The 19574-nt window shown below is 47.3% G+C and carries 23 protein-coding genes; 8 read left to right on the forward strand and 15 right to left on the reverse strand.

The features are described from left to right. Nucleotides 1-4 precede the first annotated feature (4 nt). A complete protein-coding gene (locus P397_RS0111355) occupies nucleotides 5-703 on the reverse strand; it encodes a cytochrome c biogenesis CcdA family protein (protein WP_026833377.1) in 699 nt (232 codons plus the stop codon). A 213-nt stretch (nucleotides 704-916) separates the two neighbouring features. On the opposite strand from P397_RS0111355, the gene P397_RS17795 reads away from it, so the two are divergent. Both P397_RS17795 and P397_RS0111360 read left to right on the forward strand, forming a co-directional pair. Next, complete coding sequence (locus P397_RS17795; RefSeq protein WP_081776986.1) at nucleotides 917-1111, forward strand: aspartyl-phosphate phosphatase Spo0E family protein; 195 nt, start codon at nucleotides 917-919, stop codon at nucleotides 1109-1111. Nucleotides 1112-1535: 424 nt separating this feature from the next. Then, the gene (locus tag P397_RS0111360) at nucleotides 1536-2426 is read left to right on the forward strand and encodes an SH3 domain-containing protein (RefSeq protein ID WP_026833379.1); all 891 of its coding nucleotides are present in this window, start codon (nucleotides 1536-1538) and stop codon (nucleotides 2424-2426) included. A gap of 58 nt (nucleotides 2427-2484) precedes the next feature. On the opposite strand, the gene P397_RS0111365 is transcribed toward P397_RS0111360, so the two are convergent. From P397_RS0111365 to yneA, 7 genes are all read right to left on the reverse strand, one after another. Continuing rightward, entirely contained in the window at nucleotides 2485-4251 is a 1767-nt protein-coding gene (locus P397_RS0111365) for an ABC transporter ATP-binding protein (RefSeq protein ID WP_028106632.1), read from the reverse strand. Further along, entirely contained in the window at nucleotides 4241-5998 is a 1758-nt protein-coding gene (locus P397_RS0111370) for an ABC transporter transmembrane domain-containing protein (protein WP_028106633.1), read from the reverse strand. Before P397_RS0111370 ends, P397_RS0111365 begins: the two co-directional genes overlap by 11 nt. Before the next feature lie 119 nt (nucleotides 5999-6117). After that, nucleotides 6118-6348: a YneF family protein gene (locus P397_RS0111375; protein WP_012370001.1), complete on the reverse strand. Its 231-nt coding sequence runs from the start codon at nucleotides 6346-6348 to the stop codon at nucleotides 6118-6120. A 108-nt stretch (nucleotides 6349-6456) separates the two neighbouring features. After that, nucleotides 6457-8445, reverse strand: coding sequence for a transketolase (gene tkt / locus P397_RS0111380; protein ID WP_028106634.1), 1989 nt, complete (start codon nucleotides 8443-8445; stop codon nucleotides 6457-6459). Between the two features lie 194 nt (nucleotides 8446-8639). Further along, the gene (locus P397_RS0111385; protein ID WP_012369999.1) at nucleotides 8640-8876 is read right to left on the reverse strand and encodes a DUF896 domain-containing protein; all 237 of its coding nucleotides are present in this window, start codon (nucleotides 8874-8876) and stop codon (nucleotides 8640-8642) included. 109 nt (nucleotides 8877-8985) lie between these two features. Beyond that, entirely contained in the window at nucleotides 8986-9642 is a 657-nt protein-coding gene (locus P397_RS0111390) for a YneB family resolvase-like protein (RefSeq protein WP_026833383.1), read from the reverse strand. Nucleotides 9643-9687: 45 nt separating this feature from the next. Further along, nucleotides 9688-9975, reverse strand: coding sequence for a cell division suppressor protein YneA (yneA, locus tag P397_RS0111395; RefSeq protein WP_026833384.1), 288 nt, complete (start codon nucleotides 9973-9975; stop codon nucleotides 9688-9690). Between the two features lie 210 nt (nucleotides 9976-10185). On the opposite strand from yneA, the gene lexA reads away from it, so the two are divergent. From lexA to glpK, 4 genes are all read left to right on the forward strand, one after another. Then, nucleotides 10186-10800, forward strand: a complete 615-nt coding sequence (lexA, locus tag P397_RS0111400) for a transcriptional repressor LexA (RefSeq protein WP_026833385.1) — start codon at nucleotides 10186-10188, stop codon at nucleotides 10798-10800. A 30-nt stretch (nucleotides 10801-10830) separates the two neighbouring features. Further along, nucleotides 10831-11301, forward strand: coding sequence for a metal-binding protein (locus P397_RS0111405; protein WP_026833386.1), 471 nt, complete (start codon nucleotides 10831-10833; stop codon nucleotides 11299-11301). A gap of 183 nt (nucleotides 11302-11484) precedes the next feature. Further along, nucleotides 11485-12189: an MIP/aquaporin family protein gene (locus P397_RS0111410; RefSeq protein ID WP_026833387.1), complete on the forward strand. Its 705-nt coding sequence runs from the start codon at nucleotides 11485-11487 to the stop codon at nucleotides 12187-12189. 39 nt (nucleotides 12190-12228) lie between these two features. Next, complete coding sequence (gene glpK, locus P397_RS0111415; RefSeq protein ID WP_026833388.1) at nucleotides 12229-13746, forward strand: glycerol kinase GlpK; 1518 nt, start codon at nucleotides 12229-12231, stop codon at nucleotides 13744-13746. A gap of 110 nt (nucleotides 13747-13856) precedes the next feature. On the opposite strand, the gene dhaM is transcribed toward glpK, so the two are convergent. Genes dhaM through dhaK form a run of 3 tightly spaced genes read right to left on the reverse strand, consistent with a single transcriptional unit; the run spans nucleotide 13857 to nucleotide 15806 of the window. Continuing rightward, the gene (gene dhaM, locus P397_RS0111420; protein ID WP_026833389.1) at nucleotides 13857-14222 is read right to left on the reverse strand and encodes a dihydroxyacetone kinase phosphoryl donor subunit DhaM; all 366 of its coding nucleotides are present in this window, start codon (nucleotides 14220-14222) and stop codon (nucleotides 13857-13859) included. Then, entirely contained in the window at nucleotides 14219-14818 is a 600-nt protein-coding gene (gene dhaL, locus P397_RS0111425) for a dihydroxyacetone kinase subunit DhaL (protein ID WP_028106635.1), read from the reverse strand. Before dhaL ends, dhaM begins: the two co-directional genes overlap by 4 nt. Before the next feature lie 19 nt (nucleotides 14819-14837). Further along, nucleotides 14838-15806, reverse strand: a complete 969-nt coding sequence (dhaK, locus tag P397_RS0111430) for a dihydroxyacetone kinase subunit DhaK (RefSeq protein WP_026833391.1) — start codon at nucleotides 15804-15806, stop codon at nucleotides 14838-14840. A gap of 167 nt (nucleotides 15807-15973) precedes the next feature. Between dhaK and P397_RS0111435 the strand changes: the two genes are divergently transcribed. Together P397_RS0111435 and P397_RS0111440 are read left to right on the forward strand one after the other, a co-directional pair. Next, nucleotides 15974-16669, forward strand: coding sequence for an AzlC family ABC transporter permease (locus P397_RS0111435; RefSeq protein ID WP_028106636.1), 696 nt, complete (start codon nucleotides 15974-15976; stop codon nucleotides 16667-16669). Continuing rightward, a complete protein-coding gene (locus P397_RS0111440) occupies nucleotides 16654-16980 on the forward strand; it encodes an AzlD domain-containing protein (protein WP_026828743.1) in 327 nt (108 codons plus the stop codon). Before P397_RS0111435 ends, P397_RS0111440 begins: the two co-directional genes overlap by 16 nt. A gap of 90 nt (nucleotides 16981-17070) precedes the next feature. On the opposite strand, the gene P397_RS0111445 is transcribed toward P397_RS0111440, so the two are convergent. The 4 genes from P397_RS0111445 to P397_RS0111460 all read right to left on the reverse strand — a co-directional run bounded on the left by P397_RS0111445 (nucleotide 17071) and on the right by P397_RS0111460 (nucleotide 19436). Continuing rightward, nucleotides 17071-17340 carry a GNAT family N-acetyltransferase gene (locus P397_RS0111445; protein ID WP_026833393.1) on the reverse strand — a complete coding sequence of 90 codons (270 nt, stop codon included), beginning with the start codon at nucleotides 17338-17340 and terminating at the stop codon, nucleotides 17071-17073. Then, nucleotides 17340-17552, reverse strand: a complete 213-nt coding sequence (locus P397_RS0111450; RefSeq protein WP_028106637.1) for a (4Fe-4S)-binding protein — start codon at nucleotides 17550-17552, stop codon at nucleotides 17340-17342. The genes P397_RS0111445 and P397_RS0111450 overlap by 1 nt, the downstream gene beginning before the upstream one ends. Nucleotides 17553-17645: 93 nt before the next feature. Continuing rightward, nucleotides 17646-18992 carry a type I glutamate--ammonia ligase gene (glnA, locus tag P397_RS0111455; protein WP_026833396.1) on the reverse strand — a complete coding sequence of 449 codons (1347 nt, stop codon included), beginning with the start codon at nucleotides 18990-18992 and terminating at the stop codon, nucleotides 17646-17648. Nucleotides 18993-19037: 45 nt separating this feature from the next. After that, complete coding sequence (locus P397_RS0111460) at nucleotides 19038-19436, reverse strand: MerR family transcriptional regulator (RefSeq protein ID WP_026833397.1); 399 nt, start codon at nucleotides 19434-19436, stop codon at nucleotides 19038-19040. Nucleotides 19437-19574 lie beyond the last annotated feature (138 nt).

Consider the following 19574-nt stretch of genomic DNA (forward strand, 5'->3'; position numbering starts at 1 on the left):
CTTGTTAAAATCCGGTGAATCCAACGATGTCACTCATCCATGCCGCAAACGTACTGATTCCATCAAAATAGAGGACGATTCCGAACAACATCATCAAGGCTCCACCGAATTTTGTCATTTTCAAGCTGTACCGTACGAATAGTCTCGAACGACCGACGAAAAATGCCATCAATAAAAACGGAATCGAAAATCCTAAGACGTAAAACAGCATGTACAACATCCCTTGACTCGGATTTGTCGCTGCCAGTGCAATCACACCTGCCAAAATCGGACCGGTACACGGCGTCCATCCGGCAGCAAAACCGATCCCGACGAGGACTGTACCGATGTAACCGCCCTTGCGTTCACCTAAGTTGAGCTTTTTTTCGCGCATCAAAAATGTTGGTTGCCATAAACCAAGTAAGACGACACCAAATACAAAGATGACAAGCGCACCGATCATCCGCAACGTATCGCGGTACGTGATGAAGACGTCTGCTAATAATGAAGTCGACAATCCTAGAACAGCGAACACCATCGCAAAACCAACCAAAAACGCTAATGTATGCAACAATGAACGTTTTTCTCTGACCCCTTTTTCCTTTAAGTCCGTTACAGAGACACCGGTAATGTACGACAAGAAGACCGGATATAACGGAAGCGTACAGGGAGAGACGAACGATAACAGCCCTGCACCAAACGCTAACCAAAGCGAGAGCTCCATTTCAGCAGCTCCTTTCTAATAAGAAGAAGTTCCTTCTCTATTTTGCCAAACTAATCAACATTTAGCACCTATTATCTTCCGAAAGATTAAAAAGTTTCGTGACGAATGAAATTACAAAAAAATTACATTTACTCAATTCGCCCGAAATGTCGTTGCGCTCGTCAAATGCACTTGCTAGAATATGGATATGACACCAATGTAAGGGAGGATACTATGACAAGCCAGCATCTATTGACTTTAGCGATTGAAGCAAAGCGAAGTGAACTTTATCATCAAGCCGATCGTTCTAGTTTCACCTCCCCGCATGTTTTAAAGCTCAGTCATGAACTTGATTTATTACTTCTTGAATACTCACGATTTGTCCAAAAGTATAGCTATCCGTCTTCAAATGAATCTGTTTTAGGCTAACTCGGATGAAATCTGCAAATCATAGATACAACTGAAAAAAGCCGTTGACGAATCAATCCGTCGACGGCTTTTTCGTGTTTCTTCTATATAATGCGGTTATTTCATCTTTTTAAATCGAGCTTTACATGCGATTCATAAAAAAAATACTTTACTTTCCTTCAGCTACTCTCTTTTTGGTCTTTCCTTGAGCCTTAAGTTCGGGGAATAGTTAGAATATTTCCGCTATACTATGCCGAAAGTCCTATTTTACCATCGTTTTTCCAAGCATTATGACCTAGGCGTGACAAAACATGCATTTCTGAAATCTGTTTGTCACACTGGAGCGGTTTGTAACTTGAATGACTCTGACCTGTAAACGCACAACCCTGAATTGCCGTGTAAAGTAGGAACAGTAAACACAGCATATGTCAGGAGGACATCAATAATGAAAAAAGCAGTTTTCGCTGCAGGTCTTGCAGCAACGGCTCTATCAGTAGGATTCGCCCAAGAGACAGAGGCTGCCTCAGAGACGGTAACAGTAAATACGGAAGTATTAAATGTACGCACAGCACCTACGACGGCATCAGCGGATGTAGGTAACGTATATAAAGGTCAAAAATTAAATGTCGAAGGACGTTCTGGCGCATGGATTCAAACAAACATCAATGGCCAAAAACGTTATGTACACGGCGCTTACACATCAGCCGGTTCTTCGTTCGACTTTAAAAAAGCTACAGTCACTACGGCAGTATTAAACGTTCGTACGCAACCAACTACAAACTCTAAAGACGTTGGCAACTTGTATAAAGGCCAGTCCGTTAACGTAGAAAGCAAAGTCGGTGCTTGGATCAAAACAACAATCGACGGGAAAACACGTTACGTACACAGCGATTATACAACATTAGCAGGTTCAACAGCTAAAGCTCCAGCAGCTAAAGCGACAGCTCCTGTTGCAAAACCGGCTCCAAAACCAGCAGCTAAGCCTGCTACAGCAACAAAACAAACAACTGCAGCAAAATCAGGTACAAAAGTAACGATGAACGTTACAGCGTACACGAACGATCCATCAAACAACGGTAGCCGTCTTTACAACGGACGTGCATTAACTGCCAGCGGTTATGATGTAACGAATACGATCACGTACAATGGTATGCGTATCGTAGCAGCATCAGCACAATACCCAATCGGTACACGCATGCACATCTCAGGTATCGGTGAAGCAATCGTTCTTGACCGTGGCGGCGCAATCCAAGGTAACAAACTTGACCTTCTCGTTGGTTCACAACAAGAAGCACTCAACTGGGGACGTCAAAACGTCACTGTAACTGTCTACTAATTTAAAAAGCAAGTAGAAATAACCTGCCGGGCGAGATCGCCTGGCAGGCTTTTTTGTGTCACGAAACGGATGAGACATGTCCCGACTGTAATTCATACATCTTTTTGTACAGACCGTTCTTTTCAATCAACGTCTGATGGTTCCCTTGTTCGACGACTTCTCCTTGATGCAGAACTAAAATCAAATCGGCATCTTGGATGGTCGACAACCGGTGGGCAATCGCAATCGTCGTGCGTCCCTGCCGCATTCGTTTTAAAGCGACTTGGACTTTTTCTTCGGTTTCCGTATCAATCGAACTCGTTGCTTCATCCAGAATCAAGACTTTCGGGTCACGGGCCATCGTTCGGGCGAATGAGACGAGCTGACGTTCCCCGGCAGAGAATGTCGCTCCCCGCTCGGCGACCGGACTGTCGTATTGATCATCCAACTGATTGATGAAGCCGTCCGCCTGAACAAATCGTGCTGCCTCTTCGACCTTTTGAAATGGAATCGACGGATCAAACAGTCGGATGTTATCGGCGACACTCCCCGTAAAGAGGAACGAATCCTGTAACACCAGACCGACATGACGTCGCAATTCGTCTTCCGGCAACTGTTCCAGCGGTTGTCCGTCGATCAAGATCCGACCGGACTGATACGAATAAAACCGCATCAAAATGTTGATGATCGAACTTTTCCCACTGCCGGTCTGACCGACTAAAGCAACCGTCTGGCCTTTTTTCGCTTCGAACGAAATCCCTTTCAGGACTTCTTTTTCCCCGTCGTAACTAAAGCGGACATTGTCAAAGACGATATGGCCTTCGGATACAGATGCTTCCCCTGGCAATGTTTTTGAAGGTTCCGGCTCATCGGTATCAAGGACTTTAAAGACGCGGTCTGCGGAAACGACTGCCTGTTGGAACTCCGACAACCGTTGCATGATTTGTTGGACCGGCTGAAAAATCCGTTCCATATAACTGATGAACGCATATACGACCCCGACTTGGACCGTTTGTGAGAACGACAAGATTCCAAAATAGGTGATCAAGGAAGCAATCGTCAAGGCGAGCATCAGCTCAATGATCGGCCGCAGTAACCAACTGTCGAGTTTCAAGTTCTTATAACGACCGTTCTGGTGGGCGATATTCGTTTCCTCAAATTCCGCCATTAATCGTTTTTCTTGGCGGAACTGTTGAATGATCGCCATTCCGTTGATCGACTCATTCAATTGACCGTTAATCTTCGACAATAAATCCCGGACTTCGGCATAATACTTTGTCGAATAACGGCGGTAAATCCAAATAATGAAATAAAACAGCGGCAATAACACCAGGGCAATCGTCGCAAGACGCGGTTCCAGCAGGTAGAGGAATAGATACGTTCCAATCAACTGAACCCCGCTTTGAACAAAGGTCGACAAGACGCCGATATACAGCTCTTTGATGGCTTCCGTATCATTTGTGATCCGCGAGACGAGTACGCCGGCCGGTGTCCGGTCGAAGTAGCCGAGTCTCAGATGCATGACGTGACGAAACACATCAATCCGCAGACGCTGAATGACCTTCAAGGCAATCTTTTGAAACTCAAAGGCTTGTAAATAATCGACGACGATGCCGGTCGTATGCAGGAGTAAGTAGACACCAAACAATAAGGCGACTTCCTGAACCGGATAGTTCCCGACCGCGACATAGTCATCGATGAAGATTTTGACGAGATACGGTCCACCGAGCTTCGCTCCGGTCGTCACGAGTAACAGGAAAAAGGCGACCATCACTTGTTTTTTAAACGGTTTGACGAATCCGAGCAATCGTTTCAGGACCGCTTTTTCATTAATATCATGATTCAAACGCTCCACCTCCCTGTTCGACGAGTGACTCCAGCTGTTGCCGGTCATACGTCTCCTTGTACCAGCCGTCTTGACGGAGCAGTTCGTCGTGCGTTCCGCGTTCGATGATCCGCCCGGCGTCAAGGACGATGATCTCATCCGTATGCGACACGGCAGACAAGCGGTGCGCAACGATGATTTGTGACTGCTCGTTATCAGCTGTGCGGAAGTGCTCGATGATTGCTTCTTCCGTCTTGGCGTCTACCGCGGATAAGGCATCATCGAGGACAAGAATCGGACAATCGGCCAGCAACGCGCGGGCAATCGAAATCCGTTGTTTCTGACCACCGGACAACGTCACCCCCCGCTCCCCGACCATCGTCGCATATCCTTCCGTAAAGCCGAGAATGTCCTCATGAACCGCAGCGACCCGTGCGGCTTCCATGATCTGTTCCATCGAAGCATCCGGTTTTGCGAAGGCAATGTTGTCGGCAATCGAGGCGGAAAACAGGAAGTGGTCCTGCGGAACGATCGCAACTTGTTTCCGGACGGTCTCCCGCATCAATTGTTTGATGTCTTGACCGCCAATCGAAACCGAGCCGTATTTGACATCGTATTCCCGGGACAACAACCGGACGAACGTCGATTTCCCCGCCCCGGTCCGACCGACGATTCCGAGCGTCTGACCCGGTCGCAACGTCACATCGATGTCTTGTAAGACCGGTTGCGTGTCATAGATGAAGCGGTCAATCGCGACATGCAGATCGGATGACGTGACCGTCGTCGCCGCTTCCTTCGCATCCTTGATTTCCGGCTCAACCGCCAGCATCCGTTCGATCCGGTCGTACGATGCCCGTCCCCGCTCGACGATGTTGAACAACCATCCGAACGCAAGCATCGGCCATGTCAGTAAACCTAAGTATGTAGTGAATGAAACGATATCCCCGATCCGGATTTCGCCCTGTTGCAGCAAATAGGCACCGTATCCGACCGCGATGATATACGACAAGCCGACCAATCCAAAAATTGTCGGATCAAACAACGCATCGATTTTTGCGACCCGGCGGTTTTTTTGAACGACATCATCCGATAATGAGGTAAATGTCCCGACATCGGATTCGACTTCCCCCGTTGCTTTTAACACCCGGACCCCGCTGACACTTTCCGCAACCTTATCATTCAAATCAGAAAAGGCTTCTTGCGCATCATGGAACCGCGAATGTAACATCTTCCCGTAGCGTGAGGTCAAATAAACCATCAGCGGCATCGGCAACAACGAAACAAGTGTCAGTTTCCAGCTGATTGTCGTGACCATCGTAATGATGACGAAGCTCCCCATCGTCACCGAATCGACAAGCGTCAAAATACCCGCTCCTGCCGTCATCGAGACGGCTTGCACATCATTTGTCGCGTGTGCCATCAAGTCCCCGCTCCGATACTTTTTATAGAAGGACTGATCCAAATCGGAGAAATGACCATACAATTGACTGCGTAACAGTCGTCCGAGGCGAATCGATGCCCCGAAGATAAAGAACCGCCAAAAATAGCGAATCACATACGTGGAGACACCAATTAACAACAAGGTGCCGACGAGTCGCATCAAATCGTCCCTTGTCAAACTGCCTTCACTCAGACCATTCACCGTTTCACCAATCACTTTTGGTGGAATCAGTTCCAGTCCGGCTACAAAAATTAACGCAATGATGCCTAAGCTGTACGCTTTCCATTCGAGTCGGAAAAACCAACTCAGTTTCCTGAAGACTCCCATACAAGTCCCCCCTTTTTTAAATCGATTGAGTATTTCTAATAGTCTCACATTTTAGATTAGCCATCTTCCTAAAAAATAGCAAACAAAAGGAGACCAAAACGGTCTCCTTTTACAAGTCATTATTTTTTCGGTGATTTCATTGAACCACTCATTGAACGCATCACTTGGTTGACTTTCTTTTGTGATGGCTTTTGACCCATTTGCATCATCAATGTCTTAATCATATCTTCGTTGATTGGTGGGTTTTGCTCCAAATAGTTCATCATGTATCGGCGAGCGATATAGAAACCAAGGGCGACACCAGCTACCAAGCAAAGAAGGGCAATTAAAATCCAAATCCATGTAGCCAAGTTGCTTCCTCCTCTAACTTCAAACGTCGCTTTTTACTATACTATAATTTAAAGCCTTTGCATAGATAATGCAAAAAAAAGGTGCGCGCGTTTGCGCACCTTTCTTCATTAACCGAGTTGCTTGACTGTGTTCAAAACATTTTCAACAGACATGCCGTACTCTTTTAAGAGAAGATCTCCAGGAGCAGAAGCACCAAAACGATCGATTCCGATGACTTGACCTTCTGTTCCTACATATTTGTACCATCCGAGTGAAGCACCGGCTTCAATCGCAAGACGCTTCGTGATGCGTTTTGGCAAGACCGATTCTTTGTACTCTGCTGATTGGGCTTCGAACAATTCCCATGATGGAAGTGAGACGACAGCTGCCGTTTCGCCGAGCTCTTTTTGTGCTTCGACGAGCAAGTGAACTTCAGAACCTGTTCCCATCAAAATCGTATCCGCTGTTTCGATGTTACCCGCGATGACGTATCCGCCTTTTTCAGCACCTTCGACTGTTGTGCCTTCGAGTTCAGGCAACCCTTGACGTGTCATGACGAGAAGCGTCGGTTTGTTTTTCGATTGAACCGCTGTTTTCCATGCTGCGATTGTCTCTTTTCCGTCTGCCGGACGATAGACCGTTAAGTTCGGCATCGCGCGGAAACTCATCAAGTGTTCAACCGGCTCGTGTGTCGGACCATCTTCACCGACTGCGATTGAGTCATGTGTCAAGACGAAGATTGACTGGATTCCCATCAACGCTGCTAAACGGACAGCTGGACGCAAGTAATCCGAGAAGACGAAGAATGTCGCACCGTAAGGGATGACACCACCGTGTAACGCCATACCGTTGACCGCTGCTGCCATCGCGAACTCACGGACACCAAACCAGATGTTACGACCGCTTGGATCGATATCGAAGTCAGCTTCCCCTTTGAGCATCGTGTTGTTTGAACCTGCTAAGTCAGCCGATCCACCGAAGATCGTCGGGACGTTTTTCGCAAGTGCGTTCAAGACTTCTCCACTTGTTTGACGTGTTGCTTTTTTCGATGTCAAATCGTATGTCGGCAGGTCTGCTTCCCAGTTGCTCGGAAGTTCGTTTGCAATGGCACGGACGAGTTCTTCATGTAATTCCGGATGTGCTGCTTTGTATTGCTCCATCTTGTCAGCCCATGCTGCTTCCGTGTCAGCGCCACGTTTAACGATCCGCTCTTCGAACAAGTCTTTGACTTCGTCCGGCACGTAGAATTCTTCGTGATCCCAGACGTAGCTTGCTTTCGTCAACTTGATTTCTGCATCTCCGAGTGGTGCACCGTGCGAAGCCGATTTTCCTGATTTGTTTGGCGAACCAAATCCGATGACCGTTTTGACTTCGATCAACGTCGGTTTTGTCGTTTCGGCTTTCGCTGCTTCGATTGCTTTTGAAATCGAATCAAGATCCGTTCCGTCTTCCACGCGAATGACTTGCCAGTTGTATGCTTCAAAACGTTGTTGGACGTTTTCAGAGAATGATTTATCGAGATCGCCGTCGAGTGAGATGTCATTTGAATCATACAGAACGACCAGTTTACCAAGACCTAAATGTCCTGCAAGTGATGCCGCTTCTGCTGAAACACCTTCCATTAAGTCGCCGTCTCCGCAAATGCCGTATGTGAAGTGATCAACGACGTTTAACTCGTCACGGTTGTATTTCGCTTCCAGGTGACGTTCTGCCATCGCCATCCCGACAGCCATCGCGATGCCTTGTCCGAGTGGACCAGTCGTCGCATCAACACCTGCCGTGTGACGGTATTCCGGATGACCCGGTGTTTTTGAATTCCATTGACGGAATGACTTCAAGTCATCCATCGCAAGATCATAGCCTGATAAATGGAGGAGTGAGTAGAGAAGCATTGAACCGTGTCCTGCTGAAAGTACAAAACGGTCACGGTTGAACCATTCTGGATTTTTAGGGTTGTGGTTCATATGATCCGCCCATAATGTAAATGCCATCGGTGCTGCACCCATCGGCATTCCCGGGTGACCCGAGTTCGCTTTTTGTACTGCATCAATTGATAATGTACGAATCGTATTTACTGCTAATAGTTCTACTGTTGTCATGTTCGTCAAAACAATCATCCTCTCTCTTTTTCACAAATTCTTTATCATTTTAGCACACCCGGAAATGTGATACAACTTTTCTAAATAGTATGTCACATTGAAATGAATGCGCTCTCTATTGCCGTTTTCTTAACACTTTTGTGATACACATTACGAACTTTTTATCAAAAAAAGCTACCTCACTCATCCATTGAGTGACATAGCTTTTCCGGTTATTGTTTATTGCGTTCTTCTTCCTGCGCTTGCTTTAATTTTTCCGGTGTGACGTCCGTTCCTTCTTCATCGACGATTTTGATTCCCATCATCTGATTTTTGAATGAACCGCGGAATGCTTCCAAATACGCTGTTCTTAATTCTTTTTGTTCCGCTGTTTCCGCATCCGTCAACGGCTCGACTTTTGATTTATTGGCTAATTCATTAATCCGGTCTAGTTGTTCTTGTGATAACATGATATCCCTCTTTCTGTTGACTCGACATCGAGCTTTCAATAGTAACCTTACTTTAAAAGACACGAACAGAAAAAGCAAGTGTGGCGCGCTTCCCGCACACCCACCTGCTTCATGTTTCATACGTATTGATGACTTCCTTATATTCGAGATAACGACGGTTGACGGTCGCCTTTGAAATATCGTGTCCCATCCCTCTTAAGGTAACGGCGATATCAGCAAATGTCAGACCCAAGTCACGTAATCGGACAATTTCTTCAATCGGGACTTCTTTTCGGCTCCGACCTGCATTCTCACCTTGCCGGTTAAGGTTTTGTTCGGGACGGAAACCATTTTCGACTGCCCGTCGCATACCGCGTGCAATTTTCGCATTATGCAATTTCCGCTGGTATTCCTCGACGAGCGAGACGATTTCAAGGACCATCGCCTCGGCATCAGCCAATTTATATTCGCCGTCTGATTCCATCGTCATCAGTTGGACCTGATGTTTTTGGAACGTGTGTAAAATCGCGATTTTGGCATTTCCACGCCCGATACGGGTATCATCCGTCACAAGGACGGCATCCACTGCCTGACGTGTGACGTAATCGAGAACGGACAACATGCCCTCCCGATCGACATCATAACCACTTTCCTTTTCCGTGATGATATCCACGATTTCAAACCCTTTTGTTACAGCGAGTCCCGACAGTTCTGATCTTTGCCGCTCAAGCGAGCTATCCTGTGCTTCTTTTTCCGTCGAGACGCGACAGTAGATTACTACTTTCATCGTACTTCACACCCCTGTTCGTTCATTGACAACTTTTACAGTTTGTCATTGTTGCGCGATTGGTACAACGATTTTGTTTTTCGAAATGACATGCGTCGTCTTCAGTTCATTGTTCTCAATCAACCATTCGACATATTCTTGATCGGTCATCGAACCGTCATTGTAGACTTCAGCGACTTGTTCGACAGTCGCATTTTGATCGACCGTAACAGAAGCCGTCAGGAGTTGTTCGACCTTTTCATCCGGTCGGGGCGTTAAGAGGAAAAGAATGAAAGCAAGGCTAAGCGTATAAAAGACAATGGAAAAGGCATGGGTACGGATCGTATGCATCATGATAAATCCCTCCAATTTGAAATGATTTAGAATAGATGTTCTCGGAACAATTGTTCGCATAACTCATCATAAACCAAGAACCAGTGTTCGGTCAACACAAAATGTCGAACAATTGTTTGTACGCTCATTTGTTCTATGTTATAGTGAATTTAGAAACATGTATTCCTATAACCTTCAAAAAAACCATTCCGAAAAGAGGTGGCAATTCATATGCGGAAAATGTCAAAACGACAACAAGAAATTCTTGACTATATCGTCGCTCAAGTGAAACTGAAAGGGTATCCACCTTCAGTTCGTGAAATCGGCGAAGCTGTTGGTCTTGCTTCAAGCTCAACGGTACACGGTCATTTGGATCGTCTAGAAAAACGCGGACTGATTCGCCGTGACCCGACAAAACCACGTGCGATTGAGATATTGCTTGATAAACCTGAAGATGATCACGAAGCAATCGTGCACATCCCTGTCATGGGGAAAGTAACGGCTGGTTTTCCAATCACGGCGATTGAAAACATCGAAGAACATTTCCCGCTTCCGGCTCATTACGTTGGAAACGAGAACGTCTTCATGTTGACGATCGATGGTGAATCGATGATCAATGCAGGAATTCTTGACGGTGATCGTGTCATCGTACGGCAACAAAACACAGCAGAAAACGGTGAAATCGTCGTTGCTATGACCGAAGATAGCGAAGCGACGGTAAAACGGTTCTTCTTAGAAGATCAACAAGTACGTCTTCAACCCGAAAACGATTCGATGGACCCGATGTATTTCGACAATGTCTCGATTCTCGGCAAGGTCATCGGCGTATATCGGACGATCCACTAAGCGAGGGACCAGCTCAGCTGGTCTTTTTTTATGCCTTCTGGAAATGTTCATGATACGGTTAATACCGTTGCCTTGACGGGTTATGTTGCGTATTCGGTCGCAACACAGCAGACGGATTGGTTGCCGACCGCAATCGGACTCGCCGTCGGCACCCTTTGGCTCTCCCCCGACCTTGATCTAAAGTCGGAACCTTACTACCGGCTCGGACCATTTCGCGTTCTCTGGATGCCTTACGTCAAAATCATGCCGCATCGATCCATCTGGTCCCACGGCTTGATCATTGGTGACATCATTCGTCTGCTGTACAGCGCAGCCTTTTTGATTCCCCTTTTGTTTCTGGCCCTTTACGTCGAAATCATCGATCCAAGTACGGTCGATCTCTGGTTTGAATCCATGCCTGCTTTTGTCATCGGGATTATGGTCGCTAGTACGATCCATATCGTTCTCGATCATTCGAGCAGCTTGTTTCGCACAAAAAAGAAACGAAAAAAACGCCGCTAACACCTTTTGTTCCTTACAAAATGAACAAAAGGTGTTTTTGTATCCACTTTTCAGATTTTTAAACATAAATTAAGGAAATTTCATTCGAGTATTTCAATTAATTGTATTGAAAACGTTCTCAATTCGGAGTAGTTTTAAATAGAAAGGCCAATATTTGCTTTAATCCAAAGGGAGGGTTTTTGCATGAGTAACTTTACTAGTGAGCTGATTGGAACCATGATTCTGATCTTGCTCGGGGATGGGGTCGTTGCAGGGGTTGTCTTGAAAAAGACGAAATCTGAGAACAGCGGCTGGATCGTCATCACATTTGCTTGGGGTCTTGCCGTCATGACTGCAGCCTATATTGCTGCTGCCAGTGGCGCACACCTGAATCCTGCGTTGACATTGGCGCTTGCCATGAATTCCGATTTGCCATGGGCTGATGTACCTATCTACATCGCTGGTCAATTGATCGGGGCATTCATCGGTGCCGTACTTGTTTGGCTTCATTATATGAAACATTTTGAAGCGACTGATGATCAAGCAGCAAAATTAGGTGTGTTTGCAACCGGACCTGCGATTCGTCACACACCTTCAAACTTGATTTCGGAAATCATCGGTACGTTCGTCTTGGTATTCGGAATTCTGTCATTTGGTCTGACGACGTTCGGTGACGGACTGAAACCACTTATCGTTGGTCTTCTTGTCGTCGTCATCGGTCTCTCGCTTGGTGGTACAACAGGGTATGCCATCAACCCGGCCCGTGACCTTGGTCCGCGGATTGCCCACGCCATCTTGCCGATTAAAGGAAAAGGTTCATCTGATTGGAGCTATTCGTGGATTCCAATCGTCGGTCCAATCGTCGGTGGCGGAATTGCCGTCCTGCTTTACCAATTGTTGCAAAACTGATTCTTGTGTTGACACCTATATCTCAAGGGGGATTTTACAATGGAAAACAAGTATATCTTAGCACTCGACCAAGGAACGACCAGCTCACGCGCCATCATCTTTGATCACGATGGTCAAATCGTCAACTCGGCACAACGGGAGTTCAAACAATACTTCCCGCAACCGGGCTGGGTAGAGCATGACGCCAATGAAATCTGGGGTTCGATCCTCGCTGTCATGGCTGACGCCCTCGGGACGGCTGATATTAAACCAAGTGAAATCGCCAGTATCGGTATCACGAACCAACGTGAAACGACGGTCGTCTGGAACAAAGAAACAGGTAAACCGGTCTATCACGCACTTGTTTGGCAATCCCGTCAAACATCTGGTATCTGTGACGAGTTGAATGCCCAAGGACTCAATCAGAAATTCCGCGATAAAACAGGTTTATTGATCGATGCATACTTCTCGGGAACAAAAGTCAAATGGATTCTCGATAATGTCGAAGGCGCACGGGAACAAGCGGAAAACGGAGAATTGCTCTTCGGTACAATCGATACGTGGCTCGTCTGGAAACTGTCCGGCGGCAAAACGCATATCACGGATTACACGAATGCGTCACGAACATTGATGTATAACATTTACGAACAAAAATGGGATGACGAGTTGCTTGAAATCCTGACGGTTCCGAAATCGATGTTGCCGGAAGTGCGTCAATCGAGTGAAGTGTATGACAATACGGTTCCGTATCACTTCTTCGGCTTTGAAGTTCCGATCGCTGGTATTGCCGGTGACCAACAAGCTGCCCTCTTCGGTCAAACATGTTTCGAACCGGGTGAAGGAAAAAACACGTACGGCACAGGTTGCTTCATGCTGATGAACACCGGTGAAAAGGCTGTTTCTTCTGACCACGGTCTACTGACGACAATCGCTTGGGGTGTTGACGGTAAAGTCGAATATGCACTCGAAGGGTCCATCTTCGTTGCCGGATCAGCGATTCAGTGGCTGCGCGACGGCTTACGGATGTTGAAAAACGCGAAGGATTCAGAAGGCTATGCGTTAAAAGTTGATTCAACAGAAGGCGTTTATGTCGTCCCTGCCTTCGTCGGACTCGGTGCCCCTTACTGGGATAGCGACGTTCGCGGAGCCATCTTCGGCTTAACGCGTGGTACGGACAAAGAACATTTCGTCCGCGCAACACTGGAGTCACTTGCTTATCAAACACGTGATGTCTTGACAGCGATGGAAAAAGATTCAGGCATCGAGCTGAAAACATTACGCGTTGATGGTGGTGCGGTTTCAAATGACTTCTTGATGCAGTTCCAGTCAGATATCCTGGGTGTACCGGTCGATCGTCCAGAAATCAACGAAACGACTGCCCTCGGTGCTGCTTACCTTGCCGGCTTAGCCGTTGGTTACTGGAAAGATAAAGCGGAAATCAAAAAACAATGGAAACTCAACCGTCAGTTCAAACCAGAGATGGAAGAAAACGATCGTGAAAAACGTTATGCCGGTTGGCAAAAAGCGGTTGAAGCGACGATGGCGTTTAAACCAAGCAAAACAGAAGTTAATGCGTAACTCGATTTTTCTGACGTTCCCCAGCGGAACGTCAGTTTTTTTATACTCCATGAAACAAGCGTGCTCCGTCGTTCTGGAGCACGCTTGTTTTGGTCTTCTCTAAGAGATGTTCATCCAAACTCAGACTTCACGCCGGTGACGATTTCATCTAACGACTTCGATTGTCCGCTTAAGACTGCTGCTAAAAAAGCACCCTCGACAAGCGGAGCCTCGACGAACTGCACACTCCGGTCTCCACTGTATAACTCGAGCGCAAGTTCTGCGTTCATCGTCGCTGAACCGATATCCGTTAAAATCAATCCGTCATCGGTCAGTTCATTCATCGTTTCTTCGATCCGTGATGCATCGGTTCCGATGCTGCCGTCTGCAAGTCCTGCTGCGAGTAATACCGGCGTATCCGGTGCCATCTCTGCCAATAATTCTTTCAGACCAGCAGCTAACTTCTCACTGTGGGAAACTAAAATCAAGTTAATCATCGAAGCACCTCCACGATCGCCCGTAATAACAAGGCACTCGATAGCGAGCCGGGATCTTGAACACCAACCGTTGCATCGCCAAAGTAAGACGCCCGTCCTTTTGTTGCGACCCGTTCTTTCGTATCTGTCAACGCTTGATCCAGTGCTTGATGTAAATCGGTTTGTTGCTCGAGTGCTTCATAAAACGGTGTCCAGATATCGACCATCGTTTTTTGTCCGAACTCCGATTTCCCGCGCATCTTTATCCCGTCCGTCGCTTCTTTGAAAGCAGCTGCCAACTCATCGCCTTCCGCTTCGGTTTTTCCTTTGAAGGCTCCAGCAAACTTGACGAACGCCGTCCCATAAAGCGGTCCGGAAGCACCTCCGACCGTCTTGATCAACGTCATCCCGACTTGTTTGGATAACGCACCGAGATCTTCATATTCTGTCTGCGCTTCGAGTTCCTTCTGAACTGCTTGGAAGCCGCGGGACATATTGATACCGTGGTCCCCGTCACCGATTTCCCGGTCCAGATCCGTTAATTCGTCTTTATGCTGCTCCATTTGTTTTGCAGCTTCGAGCAATGCCTCCCGAAATGTTTCCGTTGATAACTTCATCTGTCTGCACCTCTTCTAGTTAGAATCCAATCGCGTTTGTTTTAGCGTCCAAGTAGCCGACCAGTTCATCATCCACCGGAAGCAAGGTGATCGAGAAACCATGCATCTCAAGCGATGTCATATAGTTGCCGACGAATGGTCGGACGATGTCATACCCTTTTGCCTGTAGTTGCTCGGCGACATACTTGTAGGTGATATACAGTTCCGAAACCGGCGTTCCACCCATTCCGTTCACCATCACCGCGACTTTTTTATCCGATACTTCCGCTGTCAGTCGATCCAGTAATTCTGTCACAATCGCTTCGACGGAGGCAATCGGTTTACGTTCGAGTCCTTTTTCCCCGTGAATCCCGATTCCGATTTCCATCTCGTCTTCATGAAGATCAAAGCCTGGTTTTCCGCTCTCCGGCATATAACAAGGTGACAAAGCCATTCCGATTGAGCGAACGCCGGCAATGACTTTTTCCGCGACCGCTTTGACTTCCGCCAGCGACTTGCCTTCTGCCGCCGCTGCTCCGGCAATCTTATGAACAAAAATCGTCCCGGCGACACCTCGGCGGTCCTCTTCTTTTTTGATGGCGATATCATCGTTGACAATGACCGTCTCGACCTCGATGTCTTCGAGTTCTGCCAACTCTTTCGCCATATCAAAGTTCATGACGTCACCGGAATAGTTTTTGACGACGAGCAGAACCCCTTTTCCACCGTCTGCTGCCTTGATTCCTTCTAGGACCATATCCGGTGTCGGGGAAGTGAAGACTTCGCCGCAAACGGCTGCTGCCAGCATCCCGTCACCGATAAATCCGGCATGGGCCGGTTCATGACCACTTCCGCCACCGGATACAAGTGCCACTTTTCCGTTTAATGGTTCTTTCCGTTTGATGACATTAACTCCGTCGACTTTTGCATAAAGATCGGGATGTGCTAAAACGAGACCATCGACCATATCCGAGACAAACCGATTCGCATCTTGCATTAATTTATCCATCTTGAACGCTCCTTCGTCTAACGAATTTTTGCCGTACCACTTACTCTTTACCACCAATGGGGACGACTTATGTCAAGGAAACATATGAAAATATTGACCACTTCATTTCCAATCGGTTTTCGGAATGCTATGCTGATAACACACTAGATTGAGAGGAGTCCTGCCATATGACCAGCTCGTTTCAAGCAGGTGTCAAAGCCTGTCTTCCGACCGTTCTCGGTTACCTTGGGATCGGTTTTTCCGCCGGTATCGTCGGACGCGCTGCCGGACTCAGTCCGCTTGAAATCGGATTGATGTCCATCCTGATTTATGCCGGCGCCGCTCAGTTCATCATTACGAGCCTGCTGCTGTTAAACAGCCCTTTTTCCGCCATCATCTTGACGACCTTTATCGTCAATTCCCGGCATCTTCTGATGAGTATGACACTTGCTCCACGCGTCGCAAGCCGGAACCGGTTCGACCAGTTCGGAATCGGTGCCCTGCTGACCGATGAATCGTTTGCCGTCGCCATGAATACTTCCTTGAAACAACAGATCGATGCTAAGTTCATGCATGGGTTGAATCTGACCGCTTACTTCAGTTGGATTGCTTCGACCGTCCTCGGTGCGCTCGTCGGCAGTTGGTTCCCGGATCCGGAACGGTTCGGACTGGACTTTGCTTTGACGGCGATGTTTATCGGCTTGTTGTACTTGCAGCTTGAAAGTGAACGGTCACGTGTTGCCTTGAACGGAATTTTACTGGTACTCGTTTTCTTATTGTTATACATAGCGATGCGCTACCTTTCACCGGAACTCGCTGTTTTGTTTGCGACGATGGTAGCCGCCAGCATAGGAGTAGTGATCTCACGATGGAAATCCGCTTAGAGCTTTTAATCCTATTCGCCGCCTGTGGTCTTGTCACATTGATTCCACGGATTTTGCCGTTTTTGCTGATGCATGGATTGACGTTGCCCCGTCTGTTGACCGAGTGGTTGTCGTTCATCCCGATTTGCCTGCTCAGTGCTTTGTTTTTTCAGAACCTGCTGCTTGCTCAAAGCGATGATTATCCCACGCTGTCTTCTCTCCACCTCGCAGCATCGGTACCGACAATCCTTGTCGCACTGACCAGCAAAAGTCTTTCCTTCACGGTCATCACCGGCGTCCTGTCGATGGCGCTGATCCGCTTTTTCCTGTAGAAGTAGACGCTTTAAACAAGACGAGGACAGTGGATGTAACCCCACTGCCCTCGTCTTTCTATAATTGAACATTCAGTATCGATTTCCTTTTTAAGCCGATACATCCGCATAATCCGGTGTCTGCTCAAACTCCTTTTTTGCAAATGGACAAAGCGGCAACAGCTTGATGTTTTCTTCGCGCGCCCACTCGACAATCGCTTTGACCAGTTGTTCACCAATCTGTTGATTCCGGTGCTTCGGATCAACATACGTGTGGTCAATGATCCATTTACCGCCTTTTGTATCACTGTATGTGATCTCTCCGACAGCTTGATTGTCGAGATAGGCTTCAATCTTTTGGTCTCCTCGTTTTAATTCCATTAAGCTTCCCTCCGTTCGTAAGATAAGGCGCCGCTCGGACATCCGTCGATGACCCGCATCACGTCTTCGACCGGTGCCCCATCCGCTTCAATCCACGGACGTTTTTTTACATCAAAGACGGTCGGCAGACTCTTCACACAGTGACCGGAATGGATACAGACTTCAGCATCAAAATAGACCTTGATTTCTTTTCCTTCATACGCCTTTTTCATTCAAAACGCCTCCTTGGTACAGAATTCGCTGTCCAAGACCAGATTTCCTCTACAAAAAAAAACGCCCGAACCAAGTTCGGACGTTTCAAGAGATTAGAACAAGACCATGTACTGATCGCGTTCCCATTCCGTGACTTGCGTCCGGAACATATCCCATTCGATTTCTTTAAGTTCAACGAAGTGCTCTGCGATGTGATCGCCGAGAGCGTGCATGACGACGTCATCTGCTTTTAAGACTTCAAGCGCGTGGCTGAGCGTTGACGGAAGATCGTCAATGCCGTTTGCGACACGTTCCGGTTTGTCCATGACGTAGATGTTGCGGTCGATTGGTTCCGGTGCTTTTAGATTGTTTTTGATACCGTCAAGACCTGAAGCGAGCAATGTCGCAAGTGCCAAGTACGGGTTTGCTGCCGGGTCAACCGAACGGACTTCAATCCGCGTTGAGAGACCACGAGCTGCCGGTACACGGACGAGTGGTGAACGGTTACGGGCTGACCATGCGACGTAGCAAGGTGCTTCATAACCTGGAACAAGTCGTTTGTACGAGTTGACTGTCGGGTTACAGACCGCTGTGAAGGCACGTGCGTGCTTCAAGATACCAGCCGTGAACGCACGAGCATCGTCAGACAGTTGCATGTTGCTGTTCTCTTCGTCGAAGAAGACGTTTTCGTTGCCTTTAAAGAGAGACATGTTGGCGTGCATCCCTGAACCGTTGACACCGTAAAGTGGTTTCGGCATGAATGTTGCGTGAAGATTATGTTTCGCCGCAATCGTTTTGACGACGAGTTTGAACGTTTGGATGTTATCCGCAGTCGTGATGGCATCCGCATATTTGAAGTCGATTTCATGTTGTCCTGGTGCGACTTCATGGTGAGATGCTTCGATTTCAAAGCCCATGTTCTCAAGCTCGATGACGATTTCTTTACGGCAGTTTTCGCCGAGGTCGACTGGTGCGAGGTCGAAGTAGCCACCTTGGTCATTTAACTCAAGTGTCGGACGACCGTTCGCATCCTTCTTGAACAAGAAGAATTCCGGCTCAGGACCAACGTTGAATGAAGAGAAACCAAGCTCTTCCATTTCTTTAAGTACCCGTTTGAGTTGACCACGCGGATCTCCGGCAAACGGTGTGCCATCTGGATTGTAAATGTCACAGATGAGACGTGCAACTTTACCCGTTCCGTCTTCTGTCCATGGGAATACGACCCATGTGTTGAGGTCTGGGAAGAGATACATATCTGATTCTTCAATGCGAACGAATCCTTCGATTGATGAACCATCGAACATCATTTTGTTATCAAGTGCTTTTTCCAATTGGCTGACTGGAATTTCAACGTTCTTGATCGTACCGAGGATATCTGTGAACTGTAAACGAATAAAACGTACATCCTCAGCTTTAGCGATTTTCATAATGTCTTCTCGTGTAATGTTGCGACGTGTCATGTGACAAATCCCCTCTCCGGCTCTTTTTTATATGGCAACAGGTGCTTACTTGAAAAACCGTCCGAGCTCACCTTGGATGAGTGACGTTTTTCCATGTCGTCCTGCTTCCTTCAATTCATTTTTCAGGAGTTTATATAGTTCGCCATCAGACAATTCCGGACGCGTCGTAACGACGGTTTCCGCAACTCGTTCCCGTTTGACGAGATCATTGTCAAAAATCATCTTGATCCCTGCGATATTTAGTCCCTGATCCAAATATTCCTTGATCGACAGCAAGCGATCCACATCGTTAAACGAATAGAGGCGACGTTTCGTCTCTGTCCGCTCCGGCTTGATCAATCCCTGTTCTTCATAGTATCGGATCTGTCGGGCAGATAACGCGGTCAACTCTTGAACGACTCCGATGGGAAATAGTGGCTTGGACTGTCGTGATAAGTCTGCCATTTCGTTCCTCCTTTTTCCTTACTTCATGAGAATAAACCTCTGTAAGGCAAGTTGTCAAGAGATGTAAGAAAAGTTAACACGACTTTCTTACAAGTCAGACGACTTGGGGTAACAGAGGTCTTTTCACATCAAGCAGTT

Source organism: Exiguobacterium undae DSM 14481 (genome assembly GCF_000620805.1).
GTDB classification, from domain to species: domain Bacteria; phylum Bacillota; class Bacilli; order Exiguobacteriales; family Exiguobacteriaceae; genus Exiguobacterium_A; species Exiguobacterium_A undae.

What these genes read in the sequence shown, in the direction of transcription:
- P397_RS0111355 (WP_026833377.1), bottom strand. Translation starts at nt 703, where the DNA reads ATGGAGCTCTCGCTTTGGTTAGCGTTTGGTGCAGGGCTGTTATCGTTC.
- P397_RS17795 (WP_081776986.1), top strand. Translation starts at nt 917, where the DNA reads ATGACAAGCCAGCATCTATTGACTTTAGCGATTGAAGCAAAGCGAAGT.
- P397_RS0111360 (WP_026833379.1), top strand. Translation starts at nt 1,536, where the DNA reads ATGAAAAAAGCAGTTTTCGCTGCAGGTCTTGCAGCAACGGCTCTATCA.
- P397_RS0111370 (WP_028106633.1), bottom strand. Translation starts at nt 5,998, where the DNA reads ATGGGAGTCTTCAGGAAACTGAGTTGGTTTTTCCGACTCGAATGGAAA.
- tkt (WP_028106634.1), bottom strand. Translation starts at nt 8,445, where the DNA reads ATGATTGTTTTGACGAACATGACAACAGTAGAACTATTAGCAGTAAAT.
- P397_RS0111385 (WP_012369999.1), bottom strand. Translation starts at nt 8,876, where the DNA reads ATGTTATCACAAGAACAACTAGACCGGATTAATGAATTAGCCAATAAA.
- P397_RS0111390 (WP_026833383.1), bottom strand. Translation starts at nt 9,642, where the DNA reads ATGAAAGTAGTAATCTACTGTCGCGTCTCGACGGAAAAAGAAGCACAG.
- yneA (WP_026833384.1), bottom strand. Translation starts at nt 9,975, where the DNA reads ATGATGCATACGATCCGTACCCATGCCTTTTCCATTGTCTTTTATACG.
- lexA (WP_026833385.1), top strand. Translation starts at nt 10,186, where the DNA reads ATGCGGAAAATGTCAAAACGACAACAAGAAATTCTTGACTATATCGTC.
- P397_RS0111405 (WP_026833386.1), top strand. Translation starts at nt 10,831, where the DNA reads ATGCCTTCTGGAAATGTTCATGATACGGTTAATACCGTTGCCTTGACG.
- P397_RS0111410 (WP_026833387.1), top strand. Translation starts at nt 11,485, where the DNA reads ATGAGTAACTTTACTAGTGAGCTGATTGGAACCATGATTCTGATCTTG.
- glpK (WP_026833388.1), top strand. Translation starts at nt 12,229, where the DNA reads ATGGAAAACAAGTATATCTTAGCACTCGACCAAGGAACGACCAGCTCA.
- dhaM (WP_026833389.1), bottom strand. Translation starts at nt 14,222, where the DNA reads ATGATTAACTTGATTTTAGTTTCCCACAGTGAGAAGTTAGCTGCTGGT.
- dhaL (WP_028106635.1), bottom strand. Translation starts at nt 14,818, where the DNA reads ATGAAGTTATCAACGGAAACATTTCGGGAGGCATTGCTCGAAGCTGCA.
- dhaK (WP_026833391.1), bottom strand. Translation starts at nt 15,806, where the DNA reads ATGGATAAATTAATGCAAGATGCGAATCGGTTTGTCTCGGATATGGTC.
- P397_RS0111435 (WP_028106636.1), top strand. Translation starts at nt 15,974, where the DNA reads ATGACCAGCTCGTTTCAAGCAGGTGTCAAAGCCTGTCTTCCGACCGTT.
- P397_RS0111440 (WP_026828743.1), top strand. Translation starts at nt 16,654, where the DNA reads ATGGAAATCCGCTTAGAGCTTTTAATCCTATTCGCCGCCTGTGGTCTT.
- P397_RS0111445 (WP_026833393.1), bottom strand. Translation starts at nt 17,340, where the DNA reads ATGGAATTAAAACGAGGAGACCAAAAGATTGAAGCCTATCTCGACAAT.
- P397_RS0111450 (WP_028106637.1), bottom strand. Translation starts at nt 17,552, where the DNA reads ATGAAAAAGGCGTATGAAGGAAAAGAAATCAAGGTCTATTTTGATGCT.
- glnA (WP_026833396.1), bottom strand. Translation starts at nt 18,992, where the DNA reads ATGACACGTCGCAACATTACACGAGAAGACATTATGAAAATCGCTAAA.
- P397_RS0111460 (WP_026833397.1), bottom strand. Translation starts at nt 19,436, where the DNA reads ATGGCAGACTTATCACGACAGTCCAAGCCACTATTTCCCATCGGAGTC.